Consider the following 17,338-nt stretch of genomic DNA (forward strand, 5'->3'; position numbering starts at 1 on the left):
CGCTGGCTGCGGCGAGTGAGGAGAAACAGTGCAGTTCCATCACCACGGGTACGTCTCGACCGATCCGCGCATCCTTCCGGCCGCTGGCGTCGGCGTCGACCGTCCCGTCGACCTGCCCGAGCAGATCGATGTGCTGATCGTCGGCTCCGGCCCCGCCGGCATCGTCACGGCGGCCCAGCTGGCCCAGTTCCCGAACGTCGTGACGCGCGTCGTCGAGCGCCGCGACGGACGGCTCGTGCTCGGTCAGGCCGATGGCATCCAAGCGCGCAGCGTCGAGACGTTCCAGGCATTCGGCTTCGCCCAGCAGATCATCCAGGAGGCGTATCGCATCACTGAGACCGACTTCTGGAGTCCGGATCCCGAGAATCCCGAGAACATCGTGCGCAGCTCCATCACGCCCGACGATCCGAAGGGCATCAGCGAGTTCCCGCACCTCATCGTCAACCAGGCCCGGGTGATCGACTACTTCGCGGAGTACGCGCGGCGCGCGCCCGCCCGAGGCGACATCGACTACGGGTACGAGTTCGTCGACCTCGAGGTGACGGGAGACGGCGACTATCCCGTCACCGTGACGCTCCGGAAGATCTCCGGGTTCACCGGCGCGGGAATCAACGCCGCGAAGGAGGGCGACGACGAGGGGGAGACCCTGGTGGTCCACGCGAAGTACGTCGTCGGCGCGGACGGCGCCCGCTCCTCGGTGCGGCGCTCGATCGGCGGGTCACTCGCCGGATCCTCGTCGCTGCACGCCTGGGGCGTCATGGACGTGCTCGCCGTGACCGACTTCCCCGACTTCCGCAAGAAGTGCATCATCCATTCGGCAGCCGGCAGCATTCTCCACATCCCGCGCGAGGGCAACCACCTGGCGCGCATCTACGTCGACCTCGGAGAGACCGATGAGCACGACGCCGGCAAGGTGCGCGGCACGTCGCTCGACGAGATCATCGCCAGGGCGAACGCGATCCTCCATCCGTACACGCTCGACGTGCGCGACGTGCCGTGGCACAGCGTGTACGAAGTGGCGCACCGCCTCACCGACCGGTTCGACGACGCTGCGACTTCGCCCGACGGCAAGGGACGCGTCTTCCTGATGGGCGATGCGTGCCACACGCACAGCGCGAAGGCCGGGCAGGGCATGAACGTCTCGATGCAGGACGGCTGGAATCTCGGGTGGAAGCTCGGGTACGTGCTCGAGGGGCGCAGCCCGGAGTCGCTGCTCAAGACCTACTCGGACGAGCGCTGGGTGACGTCGAAGAATCTCATCGACTTCGATCACCAGTGGTCGACCCTGATGGCGAAGAAGCCGGAGGAGTTCGCGTCCCCCGACGAGGTGGCCGAGTTCTACGTGCAGACCGCCGAGTTCCCCGCAGGCTTCATGACCCAGTACACCGACTCGATCCTCGTCGGGACCGATGCGCATCAGGAGCTTGCGAGCGGGTTCGCGATCGGCAAGCGTTTCAAGTCGGTGCTCACCACTCGGGTGGCCGACGCGGTCGACGTGCACCTCGGTCATCATCACCGGGCGGATGGGCGCTTCCGCATCTACGCATTCGCCGACGTCGACGGCACCAGGCTCGACGAGTGGGCGAAGTGGATGCTCGAGGCAGCCGAGTCGCCGCTCGCGCGCTTCACCCCGAAGGGTGCGGACCTCGACTCCGTGTTCGATGTGAAAGCGGTCTTCCAACAGCATCACCACGAGGTCGATATCGCGCGGGTCTCACGACTGTTCCTGCCCGCATCCGGTCCGTTCGGGCTGACGGACTACGAGAAGATCTACGCCGCCCATCCCGATGACGACATCTTCGAGGCACGGGGCGTCAGCCGTGACGGGGCCATCGTCGTCGTGCGACCCGATCAATACGTCTCGACGGTGCTGCCGCTCACCGCGACGGACGAGCTCGCGGAGTTCTTGAGCGGGACGTTCCTGCCTCAGCTCTGACGAGCCAGCTTCCGCCTCCGGCTGATGGTGGTACCCGCCCAGGTCAGCACCCAGAGCCCCACGCCGATCGCGAGGAGCAGACCGGCGATCTCGTACTGGATCCAGTCCTCGACACTCCTCGCCCAGGGGCCGACCAGGAAGAGCGACAGCGCGGCGCCGAGGATCGGGATCGCGGTCGGCGCGCGGAAGCCGCCCTCGACCCTCGGTTCTCGACGCAGCACGAGGAGTGCGATGTTGACGACGGCGAAGACGCAGAGCAGCAGGAGACCGGTCGTGCCGCCGAGTGCGCCGACGATGCCGTCATCCGAGTTCAGGTTCACGTAGACGACCAGGCCCACGGCGAGCAGGGTGCTGAAGAGGATCGCGACCCAGGGCGAGCGACGCTTCGGCAGCACCTTGCTGAGCACCTTCGGCAGTACGTCCTGCTTCGCCATGCCGTAGAGCAGGCGACTCGCCATGAGCATGTTGATGAGTGCGGTGTTGACCACTGCGAACACGGTGAGGAACGGGAAGATGGCGTCGACGGGAATGCCCGGCGCCCCGATGCGGACCACGTCGAGGAGGATGCCGGCGTCGGGGTTCTTCGGGTTGAGCAGGTCTCCTGGCGGGATGACCATGATGACGGTCACTGCCACGAGCATGTAGACGATCGCGCAGATGCCGAGGCCCGTCAGCATGATCCTGGGGAAGTCGCGCTGGGGATCCTTGCACTCCTCGACGAGGTTCACCGAATCCTCGAATCCCACCATTGCGAAGAACGCGATCGCGGTCGCCATCGTCACAGCTGCGAACGCGCCGCGGTCCCCGGGGGTCTCGAAGACGACGAGACGCGAGACGTCGCCGTTGCCCTGCGCGATCGCGATGATCCCGATGAGGATGATCACCGCCATGATCGCGATGGTCACCAGCGTGAGCACGAGATTGAACTTCACGCTCTCGCCGACGCCCCGCAGGTTGATGAGCGCGAGTACGAGGATGATGGCGATCGCCGCGAACATCGTCGCCGTGGCGTCTTGCGGTACCCCATCGAAGAACTGCCCCATGCCGATGAGGAGGTTCTTGCCCACCAGGGTGGCCGATGTCGCCGCGCTCGTGATTCCTGAGGACGCCACCGCGAAGGCGATGATGAAGGTGACGAAGTGCACTCGGAACGCCTTGTGCGCGTAGAGGGCAGCGCCCGCAGCCTGCGGGTACTTCGTGACGAGTTCGAGGTACGAGAACGCTGTGAGCGTCGCGATCACGAAGGCGAGGAGGAACGGGAGCCAGGCGACGCCCCCCACCTGACCGGCGACTCGGCCGGTGATGGCGAAGATGCCGGCGCCGATGATGTCGCCGATGATGAGGAGCAGGAGCAGCTTCGGTCCGATGACCCGTTTGAGGCCGGTGCCGTGCTCTCTCGGATCGTCGCCGATCGAAGCGACGGCCTCAGTGTTCAACTGCGCCATGATGATTCCCGTCGTGCGTCGTGGTCGTGATGACGTGCAGTCGTTCGCCGGCGCCCGCGCCCCGGGAACGATGTGCGCCTACTGTACCGCGCAGGATCGATCGCGCGGGTGCTGGGCGCGATCGAGTCGCGCGGGCACGTACTGAGGCCCCGGAATCCAGCTGGATTCCGGGGCCTCAGTACGTCGAACGCGAGTTACTTCGCGGCGAAGCGGAAGAGCTTCTTGTTCGCGAATTCGAGCATGCCCACCTTGCCGAGCTCGCGGCCGTAGCCCGACTTCTTCACGCCGCCGAAGGGCACATCCGCGCCCTCGAGGCCGGCGCCGCCGATGAAGACCATGCCGACGTCGAGCTGGTTGCCCACCTGCTCGGCGCGCTCGAGGTCGTCGCAGATGATGACGGAACCCAGGCCGTACGGCGAGGAGTTCGCGAGATCGATCGCCTCCTGGTCGCTCGAGACCTTGTAGAGCTGCGCAACCGGGCCGAACAGCTCCTGGCTGTACACGTCCATCGACGGGGTGATGTTGGTGAGGATCGACGGGGTGTAGAGGTTGCCATCGGGCGTGTTGTCGCCGACGAGCACCTCAGCGCCCTGCTCGATCGCGCCCTGCACCTGCGAGGTGAGCGTCTTCGTCGCGCCCGCCGAGGAGAGCGGGCCGAAGTCGCCGGCCTCGTAGGACTGGCCGGCGATGGCCGCCTTGTACTTCTCGGCGAACTCGTCGAACAGCGAATCGATGACGACGATGCGCTTCGAGCCGTTGCACGCCTGACCCGTGTTCTCCATGCGCCCGCCGACCGCGTGCTCGACCGCGTGATCGAGATCATCCGTGTCGAGCACCAGGAACACATCGGAGCCGCCCAGCTCGAGCACGCACTTCTTCAGCGCGCGCCCGGCCTGCTCGGCCACGATCGCGCCTGCGCGCTCCGAGCCGGTCAGCGAGACGCCCTGAATGCGATCGTCGGCGATGATGTCCTCGATCTGCTCGTGCGTCGCGAAGACGTTGACGTAGGCGCCCTTGGGGAACCCGGCGTCGAGGAAGAGCTGCTCGAGCGCGAGTGCCGACTCGGGGCACTGCGCAGCGTGCTTCAGAATGACGGTGTTGCCGAGAATGAGGTTCGGCACGGCGAAGCGCGCGACCTGATAGTAGGGGTAGTTCCACGGCATGATGCCGAGGATCACGCCCGTGCCCTGGAAGCGGAAGAAGCTCTTCAGCCCGTCCTCGACCTCGAGCTGCTCATCGGCGAGCCACTTCTCGGCGTTGGCGGCGAACGCGGCGCTGATGGCGCCCGAGAACTCGGCCTCGCCGATCGACTGATCGAGGGGCTTGCCCATCTCGCGGTTGATGATCGCGCCGAGCTCCTCCTTGCGCTCCTCGAACAGCTCCGCTGCGCGATGGGCGAGCGCTGCGCGCTCGGCGACGGTGGTCTTGCGCGACCAGTTCTGGTACGTCTCCTGCGCCGACGCGAGCGAGGCTTCGATCTCCTCGGTGGTCGCGTCGGGGTACTCGGCGACTGTCTCGCCCGTAGCCGGATTGATGACGGCGAACGTGCTCATAGGTGACTCACTCCTTAGTGATCGTCGGTGTTGTGCACGCCCAGTCTCCCACATCGGCGGTCGTGAGCACTACCGCCCGAGAGGATCGAATCATGCGAATTCACCGGGTACTCGCCGACGATTTCGGAAGTGGATCGGCGGCGGAGCTGCGGATTCCGTTGCGCTCGCGACCCGAGGCGCGATCCGTCTCAACGGGCCGCCGCACCTATAGGATGATCGCTGTCGCACCCCCGACCTCATAGAGGAGGATTCGCTTTGGCGAAACACACGCTCAGCAACGCCACCGACACCGGGCACATCCACGTCGGCAAAGGCCTGAACCAGAACGCGCTCGGAGTCGTCGGTTCGACGATCATCGGACTCGCCTCGACCGCGCCGCTCTACTCGCTGGCGGCGACGCTCGGATACGTGATTCTCGCCGTCGGCGCGCAAGCCCCGCTCGTGTTCGTCGTGGCCTGCATCCCGATGGTCTTCGCCGCGTTCGCCTATCAAGAGCTCAATCGCGAGATGCCGGACTGCGGCACGACCTTCGTCTGGGGCGCCAAGGCGTTCGGGCCGGTCACCGGATGGATCGGCGGCTGGGCCGTGGCGGTCTCCGCCGTCATGGTGCTCGCCAACGTCGGCGAGATCACCGGCAAGTACTTCTGGTTGCTGCTCGGGAACGAGGAATTCGCCGACAACCGGGTCATCGTGGTGGCGACTTCGGTGGTCTTCATGGCGCTCATGACCTTCATCAGCACGATCGGCGTGCAGATCGGCGAGAAGCTGCAGATGGTGCTCATGACCATCCAGATCGTCGCCATGCTGCTCTTCGGCGTGCTCGCCCTCGTGCACTCGCTCGACGGCAGCAACGCCGGATCCGTCGCGTTCGACTGGCAGTGGTTCAACCCGGCCGAACTCACCTCCTGGTCGGGGTTCATGGAGGCCGTGTTGCTCGCACTCTTCATCTACTGGGGCTGGGACACGTGCCTCGCGCTGAACGAGGAGACCAAGAACCCCCGTAAGACGCCGGGCCGCGCGGCGATCTCGACGATCGTCGTGCTCATCGTGCTCTACGTCGGCATCTCCGTCGCCGTCATGATGTTCGCCGGGTTCGGCGACACCGGCTTCGGTCTCACGAACGAGGCGAACCTCGACGATGTCTTCACCGTGCTCGGCGGCGCCCTCTTCGGGCCGTGGGGCTGGTTCCTGCTGCTCGGCGTCATGCTCTCGGCGGCGTCGTCGACCCAGACCACGATCCTTCCCACGGCTCGAGGCACCCTCTCGATGGCCGTCTACCGGGCGCTGCCGGCGAAGTTCGCGGATCTCCATCCGAAGTTCAAGACGCCGTGGTTCTCGACCACCGTCATGGGCGCTGCAGCCATCGTGTACTACGTCGGCATGTCCATCCTCTCGGAAGACATGCTCGCCGATTCGCTCACGTCGATGGGTCTCGCGGTCGCGCTCTACTACGCCATCACGTCGTTCGCGTGCGCCTGGTACTTCCGCGACACCCTCCGAGACAGCGCGCGCAACCTCTGGATGCGCGGCATCCTGCCCGTCCTCGGCGGGCTGATGCTCGCGTATGCCTTCGTGCAGTCGTGCATCGACATGATCAGCGTCGACTACAGCTACACCGTCATCTTCGGTATCGGCGGCGCCTTCGTCATCGGCGTCGGGGCCCTCTTGCTCGGATTCGTGCTGATGGGCATCTGGTCGCTCCGACCCGCGGCGAAGCCGTTCTTCCGCGGCGAGAGTCTGAATCGGGAGACGCCGATCCTCGTTCCGGACGAATAGCACCGGATCCGTTACGACGTCGTCACGAAGCTGCGCGACGCTCGTGACGACGTCGTAACGCGGATGGCGTGGAATACAGCCATGGGTGAGCGTCTGCAGTGGAAGAAGGTCCTGTCGATCTGGATCGGCATGTACCCGGTCAACGTCGCGACCTCGTGGGTGATCACGATGCTGCCGTGGTGGGGCGCCGTATCGCTGCCCGCACGCTCCGCGATCGTCGTCACCGTCGTCGCGCCGGTCATGTGCCTCATCATGATGCCGGCAGTGACGCGTCTGCTCGCGCCGTGGCTCCGTCGTCGTGCGGTGCACGTGCAGCGCGAGCGAGCGCTGTGCGCGCAGCTCGACGCCCTCTCCGCGGCACTCGGCGCCGACGATCCCGAGCGCTCGACGACGGCTCTCCGCTACGCTGAGAACGGCGCGCAGGGGTGGGGCGACCGGAGCCTCCGGGCGGGCCGCGGGAGGTCACCATGGAGCGTTTCGACACGATCGTCGTCGGAGCTGGAGTATCGGGTCTGACGGCAGCGCGATTCCTCGCGAGGCACGGCCAGCGAGTGGTCGTGCTCGAAGCGCGCGATCGGGTGGGCGGACGCACCTGGAGCGAGCACGCGGACGGCGTGATCACGGATATCGGAGCCTCTTGGATCCATGGGATCGATGACAATGCGCTCTACACACTGACCCGCGCCTGGAACATGCACGCGATCGAGTTCACCGTCGGCAGCTATCAGCCCGACGGTCGCCCGATCGCCACCTACGGACCGGAGGGGTCGCGGCTCGACGCCGAGACTGCTGCGAGGTTCGCCGACGATCTGCGCGCCGCAGACACGATGCTGGCCGCGATGATCGACGCAGCCCCGGATGGGTCAGCATACGCCGACGCCATCGATCGCGCTCTCGCTGAGCTCGACTGGGATGCGGAACGAGCGGCCCGCGTGCGCGAGTTCCTGCGTCACCGTTCGGAGGAGCAGTACGGCGTCGCCGCCGAGCGCCTGGACGCGCACGGCCTCGACGACGACCAGGTCGAGGGCGATGAGGTGGTGTTCCCCGGCGGATACGACGCGCTCGCACGCGGGCTCTCCGAGGGTCTCGACGTGCGCCTGGAGCACGTGGTGCGGCGCGTCGAATGGTCGGACGCGGGTGCGTCCGTGGTGACCGGGCACGGTGAGTTCGCTGCGGATCACGTCGTGGTGACGGTACCCGTCGGCGTGCTCGCATCGGAGGACTTCGTCATCGATCCCGCGCTGCCAGAGCCGGTGGCGAAGGCCCTCGCCGGATTCGAGATGAATGACTTCGAGAAGATCTTCCTGCGGTTCTCCGAGCGCTTCTGGGATGAGGACGTCTACGCCATCCGCAGGCAGGGACCTGCCGCGCTGTGGTGGCACTCCTGGTACGACCTCACCGAGCTGCACGGGGTGCCGACCCTGCTCACCTTCGCCGCGGGCCCCAGCGCTCAGGCGACTCGTGAGTGGAACGACGACGAGATCGCGTCCTCGGTGCTCGCCTCGCTCCGCGAGATCTACGGCGTCGCGGTGACCGACCCCGAAACCGTCCGCGTCTCGCGGTGGCGAGACGACCCCTACTCGCGCGGTTCATACGCTTTCATGACGCCGGGTTCCCGCACCGAGCACCACGATGTGCTCGCCACGCCGATCGGCGGAGCAGAAGGATCCGGCGGCGTGCTGCACCTGGCCGGCGAAGCGACGTGGACGGAGGATCCCGCAACCGTCACCGCCGCGCTCTACTCCGGGCACCGGGCCGCTGAGCGCATCCTCGGCCGGGCGCTCGACTTCACGGCGCTGGCTCCGGAGGCCCCGACGACGACCGCCTCCTAGTTTCGGAGGCCGGTTCAGCGGTGAGCCGCGTGCGCCGCCGTCGAGTTCGCCTCACTGCGAACCACGCGGCCCCCGCTCCCAGTGCACCCAGGAGGAGCCACGGCAGGAGCACCCCGAGCAGTACGAGTGCGCCCGATGCCGCAGCCCCCATCGATGCGAAACCGGTGAGGAGCCCCTCCCAGAAGTTGGCCGGCCCGCCACCCGGAAGCGCACTCGGCGCGCTCAGCGTCACGGTGACGGTCGCCTCGTCGACCTGGCCCTCGAGCACCTCGAGTTGGGCGCGCAATCCATCGAGTTCCTGCTGCCGCTCGGCGAGCGCGGACTCGGCCTCGATGAGCTCGCCGGTCGTCGCAGCCCCGCTCATGAGATCGGTGAGACGCTGCACTGACCGTTCGAGTGCCTCGACGCGCGCCTGCAGGTCGACGCGCTCGGCGGTGACGTCGACGGCCGAACGGCTCTGCGAGACGACCGACCCGACCCCCGCGAGTTCGGAGAACGCGTCATCGAGTCGCTGGGAGGGAACGCGCACCGTCATGCTCGCCTCGGCGTTCGCCCCGTCGCCTGAACGTTGCACATGCTCCGACTCGATCGTGCCATCGAGGTCGGTCACAATGGCACGCACGCGATCCATCGCCCCGGAGGGGTCGGAGACCTCGATCAGCAGCTCGCCCGTACGGATCACGGAGCGTTCGGTCGAGACATCCTGCCCGGATGCCTCATCGCTGGCAGCCCCTGGTTCCGACGATGCAGAACGGGGGGCGGGAGCGGCGCCTGAGGAGGGGGCACCTGAGTCGGCGGGCTCAGCACCCGTGCACGCGGAGAGCGGGACGAGCAGCAGCGCGGCCGTCAGGAGCGCGGCGTACGTGCGGCGCGGGCGTCGGGCCGACAAGCGTCTGGGATGCATGGCTTCATCGTAAGCCGCGGCGGGCTCGTTCGCGGCTGCGAACGATGAGGTGCTGCATCGAAACGAGCGGGGTGCCGTAGCTGCGTCGCCGTGTTTCCCGCTCAGCCAGGGCGCGATGCTACGGAAGCGGAATGGAGAGCGTTCCGGTCTCTGCCGGGGGCTCGATCGAGCGGCCCTTGAGATCGGGCATCCAACGCAGGGTCGAGACGGCGATGATCGCGCAGATGACGAGCAGCCCAGCTGAGACGGCGATGGCACCGTGTGCGCCCGCGATGTCGATCGCGATGCCGGCGAAGGCCGATCCGGTTGCCACACCGACGAGGGTGCCGGTGCCGATCCATCCGTAGGCTTCGGCGGTTTCGGAGAAGCGGACGGTGGAGCTGACGATGTTCGAGATCGCGGCGAAGGTGGGCGCAGTTCCGAGACCGCCGATGAACAGGACGGCGCTCAGCCACCAGATGTTCAGGCTGAGCAGGCACGCGGAGGTTCCCGCGAGCACGAGGAGGATGCGGAGCGCCGGCGACCAGGGCCGCATCTCGCGGTGCCCGATGAGCAGACCGCCCACGAGCGAGCCTCCGGCGAAGATCGCGAGCACGATGCCCGATTCGATGCTGCCGTGCCCGCCGTTTGGCCCGACGAATGCGGCGACGATGCCCGCCTCGATTGCTGCGAACGAAGCGACGAAGAAGAAGCTGACAACAGTGCCGATGACCACCGTCGGGTACCGCAGCACGGCGCCCAGCCCGCGCTTCGAGGGCGGAAGCTTGACTTGCCCGAGCGCCGGGCTCGAGATGAACCAGGCGCCGCCGAGCAGCATGAAGCCCGCTGCAACGCAGAGGCCGGCAGCGGTGCTGAACTGCGAGGTGACGAAGACGGCGACGACCGGGCCGATCACCCAGATGATCTCCTGCGCGGCTGCGTCGAGGGAGAACAGCGCCTGCAACTGCTTGCCCGGCACGAGTTTCGGGTACATCGTGCGCACGGCGGGCGTGATCGGCGGCGTCGTCAGTCCGACCAGCAGGGCGATTCCCGTGACGATGGGCAGGGGGAGATGCACGACGGCGATGACCACGAGCAGCACCGAGCACGCGATCGATGTCACGGTGAGCACGGGGCGCATGCCCCACTTACCCATGAGCCGGCTGCTCAGCGGACCGGAGACGGCCTGGCCGACGCTCTGCGACGCGAGCACGATGCCCGCGGAGGTGTAGTCGCCGTAGGCGAGCTGAATGTGGAGCAGCACGATGATCGACAGCATCCCGAAGGGGAAGCGCGCCATGAGCTGCGACCCGAGCACGCGGAAGACGCCGGGATTGCTCCCCAGATCACGATACAAGCCCATCAGACGAGTATACGCGTGGTATCGGCGATATTCGAGTGCTCAGGCCACTGATTCGCGCGTCGTTTCGATGAAGAGCGAGCGAATCCGAGGTGTCCGCGGCGCTCGACGAGACACGCCCCTTCCCGCCGCTGCATGTTCGGCAGACGAGACAGCACTGCCGGGCGGAGCGTCTCGATGATCGCTCCGCCCGGCAGTGCTGGAAATCCGCTTCGGTCAGCGGCTGGTGCTGCTCGTCGAGTAGACCGTGCCACCCGAGCTCTGGGCGCGACGACCCGATCGACGACGCCCGCCGTCGGATCCGGCGCCAGCGCCCTGGCCGCGCGACTGCCCGCGCTCGCCCTGCTGGCTCTGTCCGCCCTGACCGCCGCCCTGTCCGCCGGGGCGCTGTCCGCCGCCGCCCTGAGCGCCGGAGCCCTGGCCCGAAGACCGTCGCTGCTGGCCGTCACCCGACTGACCCTGACCGGCGCTCGCCGATCCGGCACTGCGACCGCGACCGCCGCGCGAGCGCTTCCGCTTCGCGTTCGCTCCCGTGCTCGATCCTTCGCCCGCCGGGCTGTGGCCGGCGGCGCGCTGCTGTGCCGTCTGCGCCGCCGCGCGCTTGCGCTCGGTCTCGCGGGGGTCGACGCGGGGCGCGATCTCGCCGATGAGCGAGAGCACCTCAGGATCGATGTTGGCCGCGCTCGGGTTCACGGTACGGGGCGTGACGTGAATCTTGGCTGCACGCATGATCTGACGCATCTCGCCGCGCTGCTCCGGCAGCACCAGCGTGACGACATCGCCCTCGTTGCCTGCGCGGGCCGTACGACCCGAGCGGTGCAGGTATGCCTTGTGCTCGACGGGCGGGTCGATGTGCACGACGAGATCGACGCCGTCGACGTGCACGCCGCGCGCTGCGACGTCGGTCGCCACGAGAACCCGGGCTTCGCCGCTTACGAACTCGGCGAGGTTGCGGTCGCGCGCGTTCTGGGACAGGTTTCCCTGCAGTTCGACCGCGGGGATGCCGGCGGTGGTGAGCTGCTTCGCGAGCTTCTTGGCCTGATGCTTCATCCGGGTGAAGAAGATGCGGCGAGCGGTGCCCGACGCCAGCGCTTCGATGAGCGCATCCTTCTGATCCTTGCCCGCGACCTCGAAGACGTGGTGCGTGAGCTGCGGAACCGGTGACTCGGCGGAATCGACGGAGTGCCGGATCGGGTCGTGGAGGTACTTCTTCACCACGTTGTCCACGCCGTTGTCGAGGGTCGCGCTGAAGAGGAGACGCTGTCCCTGCTTCGGCGTCGCGTTCAGAATGCGCGTGACGACGGGCAGGAAGCCCATGTCGGCCATGTGGTCGGCCTCGTCGAGCACCGTGATCTCAACCGAGCTGAGATCGACGAGACGCTGCTTCATGAGGTCGTCGAGGCGACCCGGTGCGGCGACGACGATGTCGATGCCGCCTTCGAGGGCGACTTCCTGGCGGCGCTGCGGCACGCCGCCGAAGATGGTCGTGACCTTGACGCCCATCGGGTCGGCGAGCATCTTCAGCGTCTCGGCGATCTGGGTGACGAGCTCGCGGGTCGGGGCGAGCACGATCGCGCGCGGGCGACTCGGGCGGCGCTTCTTGGCCGCATCCTCGGCGAGGTTCGCCACGAGGGGGATGCCGAATGCGATCGTCTTGCCCGAGCCGGTGCGGCCGCGGCCGAGCACGTCGCGCCCGGCGAGCGTGTCGGGAAGCGTGTCGCGCTGGATCGGGAACGGTGCGTCCTTGCCGTTCTTGGCGAGGGCGTCTGCAATGGGTGCGGGAACCCCGAGATCCAGGAAGGAAGGCGTTGGGGTGGTGGTCTGTTCGGTCACGGGGACCTTTCATGCTGAGACAGCGCTGCGAGCAGAACACTCGGAGATCATCTCGAGTGCCGCGTTCACCGCGGTGCTGCGTGCGTCGCTGCCGTTTGTCAGAGTGCGCGGGATCGCGCATCCGTTCGCCGCGGATCGGGCCGAACGGCGCCCAGGCTCAGGAGTCGAGCGGGCGGTGCGGTGAATTGCGACGCGTAACGCTCGAAGCGCTACACAGAGCATTCTACCCCATGGGGCTGATCGCTCGGATGTTGGTGCGGCGCGAGTCGTTCGATGGTGCTGCTCCGGATGCGGGCGACCGGGGCTCGGGTGCGAACATCAAGCCTCCTGACGCCACCTCCGTCGTGAGGCGCAACCAGATCCAGAGGCGCGCGGACGGGTGGTCCATATCGATTCCGAGTTCCGCCCTGATCGAGTTGAGCCGATAGCGCACCGTGTTCTGGTGCACGTGCAGATCGAGCGCGGCCCGACGCACGCTGCCTTGATGATCGAGCACCGAAAGCAGTGTCTCGGCGAGTCTCGTTTCATGCTCGCGGTCGTGTGCCAGGATCCTCTCGACGAGATCACCCTCGAGCAACTCGGAGTCATGCAGGATCTCGCCGACGTGCGCGAGCCCGAGATCGGAGTGCATCTCGGAGAACTCGGCGACGTCGGATGCGTCGTCGTCCCGGGTGACATGCCCGGCCGCGGCGGTGGATCGCGTGGCCTGAGTTCCCCGCGCCGTTGCATTGCGAGTGACGATGATGCGGCTGATGCTCGCCGCATCGCGGTACGACCGGGGGATCAGCGACTGATTCTGCGCGATCCGGCCGATTCCGGCGACTGCGCCGCCTTCCGCGATCCGGGTGATGCGGTCTGCGAAAAGCCGCGTGTGCGCCGTGTCTGAGCTGCGGAGCAGGGCCACGGCGACGCCGTCCAGAAGGGCGCAGTGCGCCCAGGCGAACTGCCCTTTCGCGGTCGTCGAGACCTGGTGGAGGAGTTGCTGGGCCCTGAGCACCGGATTCGCGTCACCGAGTTCACACAAGCGGAAGCAGATGACCGTGTGCGCGGAACCGGGGTCGAGATCGAGCTGCGCTGCAGCCGCCCGGCGATTCGTCGCGTCCTCGAGCAACGCACGGATGAGGTCGGTGCTCCGTCGTTCATCCGCCTGAGCGGTTTCACGCGCGCGCAGCATGTGATGCGCGACGAGCGGCTCGACGGAGTCGAGGAACTGCCTGGTTTCGTCGGCGCCGCTCGGGTCCACCTGGATCGCCCAGACGGTTCCCAAGAGTTCACCGGCCGCGCGGACTGGAAGTGCGACGCGACCGTAGCGAGATTGCTTGCCGGGGAAGTGGAGCGCCGCCGTGGACGCGGCGAGTTGTTGGAACTGCGCGTCGACACGCGGGTGATGTCCCTCATGCAGCGCGAGCGTCGTCGACCGGCGCAGCGCATCGATGGGCTGGCCGACATGCGTGGAATACCCGATGATGCGACCCGCGATGTCGACGAGACTGACGGCGCCGTTCGACAATGAGGCCAGCGTGTTCGCGAGTGCGAAGAGGTCCCCCTGTCTGATGCCTCCCGTAACGAGCCGCGCGTCCGCCGAACCGAGGGCGCGCAGTGACTGCGCGACATCGGCCCAGTCCGCCTCCCGTTCGAGCAGCAGCAGTGCGGATGCGAGGTCGGAAGGCAGTCGCGGAAGACCCGATTCGGGCCGTTTGACGATGACACCGGCGGCACCGTGATCGAGGAGGGCTCGCACGCGGACGGCGAGATTCGGGCCTGCAGCATCGAGACCAGGCGCGAGTACCAGGTGATCTGCGTACCGGCGTTCGTGCGGTTCGTTCTCGAAGAAGACGCACCCCAGAAAACGACGATCTCCCGCCTCTGCCGACGGATCCAGTCCCGCGAGCATGCCATCCAATGCATCGAGGGCGGCGCGGAAGCGCGTCGCCTCTCGGTCGGGGGTAGCGTTCGCGTTCATACAATTCTCCAATGAATGGAACGTCTCTTCAGAGAGAACTCTATATCGTTCTCGCTCGCTGTCCTCCACACTGTGGGAAGTTCCATAGATATCGAGGGAGAGCAATGATGCACTTGACGACTCGAACCCGCGCCTGCGCGGGGATTGCAACGGCGTTGGTCGTCGCCGCACTGATGTCCGCCTGCAGCCAGAGCGAAGCGCCTGGCTCGGAGACCGGGGCCGGGGAAGCCGCTGAGCCCGTCAGCATCGATGCCGTGCCGGAGGCCGTCGCGCTCCTGCCCGAATCGATCTCGGACGCGGGCGTGCTCCGAGTCGCCATCCCCACCAATGAGCCACCGACCCAGTTCTATCGTGAGGGCACCCAGGAGATGACGGGCCTCAACCCCGACATCGCTGCGCTCATCGCCGATGCCCTCGGCCTCGAACTCGAGGTGGTCGTGAGCAACTTCGATTCCATCATTCCGGGGCTCGCTGCGAACCGCTTCGATATGACGGTCTCATCGATGACGCCGACAGTCGAACGGATGGAAGCGCTCGACTTCGTCGAATACGTCAACATGGGCAGCGCGCTCGTCGTGCCGACGGGCAATCCAGACAGGATCGCCTTCGATGCGCTGTGCGGAAAACGCGTGGCCGTACTGACGGGCTCGTACCAGCTCACGGTTCAGATTCCCGACCTCGACGCCGCATGCACGGCCGCGGGGCAAGATCCGCTCGAGATTCAGCAATTCCAGGACACCAGGCAGGCCATTAGCTCACTCGCGAGCGATCGAAGCGACGTGGTGTACGCGGACGGTCCGATCCTGAGCTATGCGACCCTGCAGAACCCCGACTTCGAGGTCGCCGAGGAGAACAATGTCGCGCCGGTCGGCATCGGCATCACCAAGGGCACTGGGATGACCGAACCCGTCGAGGCCGCGATGACCGCGATCATCGAATCTCCCGAGTACGGTTCCGTGCTGAGCGCATACGGACTCGAATCGATGGCCGTCACCGAGGCCCGCGTCAACGTGGCACAGTAGGCAGGCGGGGCGCAATGATGCACACGGTCGGAACCCCGACGCAGGTCCAGTCGACGCTCACCTCGCTCGAAGTTCAGCCGCGCAAGCGGTGGCTCCCGCTGCTCGGTGCGGCAGTCGTCGTTTTCATCGTCGTGGCCGGGCTCTGGGATGTCGCCACGAACGAGCGCTTCCGCTGGCCCGTCGTGTTCGAGTACCTCTTCAATCCGCAGATCCTCTCGGGGGTCGGTCTGACGCTGACGCTGACCGTCGTATCGATGACGTTCGGCATTCTGCTGGGGATCGTGCTGGCGATCATGCGACTCGCGAAGAACCCGACGATCTCGATGGCGGCGGGGGCCTACATCTGGTTCTTCCGCGGCACGCCGCTCCTCGTGCAGCTGATCTTCTGGTACAACATCGCGGCTCTCTACCCGGTGATCGCCCTCGGGCTGCCGTTCGGCGGTCCGAGCGTCGCCATCGGCGAGGCGAACGTGCTGATCACGCCGCTCACCGCAGCACTGCTCGGGCTCGCGCTCAATGAGGCCGCCTACATGGCGGAGATCATCCGCAGCGGAATTCAAGCCGTCGACGAAGGGCAGCGCGACGCCGGTCGCGCGATCGGGATGACCGACGCGAAGCTCATGTGGCGTGTGGTGCTTCCCCAGGCGATGCGCATCGTGATCCCGCCGACGGGGAATCAGGTCATCTCGATGCTCAAGGGCACCTCCTTGGTGAGCGTGCTGGCGATCTCGGATCTGCTGTACTCAGCGCAGATCATCTACGCGTTGAACTACCAGACGATTCCGTTGCTGCTCGTCGCATGCGCCTGGTACCTCCTCCTCACCTCGATCCTGACCGCCGTGCAGGGGCGTCTCGAAGTGCGGTACGGCCGAGGATTTCAACCCCGCCCCCAACGGAGATTCCGCCGCAGCGCGCGTGCTGCGGTGCGCACCGGCGAGCAGGAGGACCGGAGATGAACGGCAAGATGATCGAAATTCGCGGACTGCGCAAGTCTTTCAGAGACAATGTGGTGCTCGCCGATGTCTCGCTCTCGGTCGAGGCTGGGTCGGTCACCTGTCTGATCGGACCGTCGGGGTCGGGGAAGACGACGCTCCTGCGCTGCGTGAACCGCCTCGAGACGATCGACGCGGGGATTCTGCTCGTCGACGGGCAGCTCGTCGGCGCCGAGCGCCGACGAGGAAGGCTCGTGGAAGCCCGCCCCGGGGCCATCGCCCGGTCGCGCACGCAGACCGGAATGGTCTTCCAGCGATTCAAGCTGTTCCCGCATCGCACAGCACTCGAGAACGTCATGGAGGGGCCCGTGCACGTGCTCCGGCGGCCCCGGGGCGAGGTGCAGGCCGAAGCTGAACGACTGCTCGAGCGCGTTGGCCTCGCCCACAAGACCGATGCCTACCCGCAGGAGCTCTCGGGGGGTCAGCAGCAACGCGTCGCGATCGCTCGTGCGCTCGCGATGCAGCCCAAGCTCCTCCTGTTCGATGAGCCGACGTCGGCGCTCGACCCCGAGCTGGTCGGCGAGGTGCTCGCTGTGATGAAGGATCTCGCCGCCGAAGGCATGACGATGCTCGTCGTGACGCACGAACTCGGTTTCGCGCGAGAGGCGGCCGACCAGGTGGTCTTCATGGACGGCGGCGTCGTCGTCGAGAGCGGAACGCCTGAGTCGGTGATCGGTGATCCGCAGCAGGATCGTACGCGCGCGTTCCTCTCCCGCGTGCTGGCGTAGACGTACCACCCCATT

Annotated in this window: 13 protein-coding genes; 7 read left to right on the forward strand and 6 right to left on the reverse strand. The window is 66.8% G+C overall.

Going from position 1 to position 17,338, the window contains the following annotated elements:
* Nucleotides 1-28 precede the first annotated feature (28 nt).
* On the forward strand, nt 29-1,936 hold the full coding sequence (locus JE033_RS11560) for an FAD-dependent monooxygenase (protein WP_200331727.1): 1,908 nt from the start codon (nt 29-31) through the stop codon (nt 1,934-1,936).
* Here JE033_RS11560 and JE033_RS11565 read toward each other — a convergent pair.
* Both JE033_RS11565 and JE033_RS11570 read right to left on the reverse strand, forming a co-directional pair.
* Nucleotides 1,927-3,381 (reverse strand): APC family permease, encoded by a 1,455-nt coding sequence (locus tag JE033_RS11565; protein ID WP_200331728.1) that lies wholly within the window; start codon nt 3,379-3,381, stop codon nt 1,927-1,929. The genes JE033_RS11560 and JE033_RS11565 overlap by 10 nt on opposite strands.
* 194 nt (nt 3,382-3,575) lie before the next feature.
* Complete coding sequence (locus JE033_RS11570; RefSeq protein WP_090150074.1) at nt 3,576-4,934, reverse strand: NAD-dependent succinate-semialdehyde dehydrogenase; 1,359 nt, start codon at nt 4,932-4,934, stop codon at nt 3,576-3,578.
* Nucleotides 4,935-5,189: 255 nt separating this feature from the next.
* Between JE033_RS11570 and JE033_RS11575 the strand changes: the two genes are divergently transcribed.
* The 3 genes from JE033_RS11575 to JE033_RS11585 all read left to right on the forward strand — a co-directional run bounded on the left by JE033_RS11575 (nt 5,190) and on the right by JE033_RS11585 (nt 8,542).
* Complete coding sequence (locus tag JE033_RS11575; protein WP_090150070.1) at nt 5,190-6,710, forward strand: APC family permease; 1,521 nt, start codon at nt 5,190-5,192, stop codon at nt 6,708-6,710.
* A gap of 81 nt (nt 6,711-6,791) precedes the next feature.
* Entirely contained in the window at nt 6,792-7,226 is a 435-nt protein-coding gene (locus tag JE033_RS11580; RefSeq protein ID WP_200331729.1) for a hypothetical protein, read from the forward strand.
* Entirely contained in the window at nt 7,178-8,542 is a 1,365-nt protein-coding gene (locus JE033_RS11585) for an NAD(P)/FAD-dependent oxidoreductase (RefSeq protein ID WP_200331730.1), read from the forward strand. The genes JE033_RS11580 and JE033_RS11585 overlap by 49 nt, the downstream gene beginning before the upstream one ends.
* On the opposite strand, the gene JE033_RS11590 is transcribed toward JE033_RS11585, so the two are convergent.
* From JE033_RS11590 to JE033_RS11605, 4 genes are all read right to left on the reverse strand, one after another.
* Nucleotides 8,499-9,446, reverse strand: a complete 948-nt coding sequence (locus JE033_RS11590) for a DUF4349 domain-containing protein (protein ID WP_200331732.1) — start codon at nt 9,444-9,446, stop codon at nt 8,499-8,501. The two genes, JE033_RS11585 and JE033_RS11590, sit on opposite strands and share 44 nt — an antisense overlap.
* Nucleotides 9,447-9,564: 118 nt before the next feature.
* Nucleotides 9,565-10,788 (reverse strand): MFS transporter, encoded by a 1,224-nt coding sequence (locus JE033_RS11595; protein ID WP_090150058.1) that lies wholly within the window; start codon nt 10,786-10,788, stop codon nt 9,565-9,567.
* Between the two features lie 213 nt (nt 10,789-11,001).
* Nucleotides 11,002-12,618 (reverse strand): DEAD/DEAH box helicase, encoded by a 1,617-nt coding sequence (locus tag JE033_RS11600; RefSeq protein WP_200331733.1) that lies wholly within the window; start codon nt 12,616-12,618, stop codon nt 11,002-11,004.
* 223 nt (nt 12,619-12,841) lie between these two features.
* The gene (locus JE033_RS11605) at nt 12,842-14,581 is read right to left on the reverse strand and encodes a CdaR family transcriptional regulator (protein WP_200331734.1); all 1,740 of its coding nucleotides are present in this window, start codon (nt 14,579-14,581) and stop codon (nt 12,842-12,844) included.
* A 104-nt stretch (nt 14,582-14,685) separates the two neighbouring features.
* Here JE033_RS11605 and JE033_RS11610 point away from each other — a divergent pair, with 104 nt between their 5' ends.
* From JE033_RS11610 to JE033_RS11620, 3 genes are read left to right on the forward strand one after another with little or no spacing between them, the layout of a single operon-like run.
* The gene (locus JE033_RS11610) at nt 14,686-15,603 is read left to right on the forward strand and encodes a transporter substrate-binding domain-containing protein (RefSeq protein ID WP_200331735.1); all 918 of its coding nucleotides are present in this window, start codon (nt 14,686-14,688) and stop codon (nt 15,601-15,603) included.
* Between the two features lie 14 nt (nt 15,604-15,617).
* Nucleotides 15,618-16,559: an amino acid ABC transporter permease gene (locus JE033_RS11615; protein ID WP_200331736.1), complete on the forward strand. Its 942-nt coding sequence runs from the start codon at nt 15,618-15,620 to the stop codon at nt 16,557-16,559.
* Nucleotides 16,556-17,323, forward strand: coding sequence for an amino acid ABC transporter ATP-binding protein (locus tag JE033_RS11620; RefSeq protein WP_305068655.1), 768 nt, complete (start codon nt 16,556-16,558; stop codon nt 17,321-17,323). Before JE033_RS11615 ends, JE033_RS11620 begins: the two co-directional genes overlap by 4 nt.
* The last annotated feature ends 15 nt before the right edge of the window (nt 17,324-17,338 follow it).

It is taken from the genome of Leucobacter sp. L43 (assembly GCF_016597785.1).
Classification (GTDB): Bacteria; Actinomycetota; Actinomycetes; order Actinomycetales; family Microbacteriaceae; genus Leucobacter; species Leucobacter alluvii.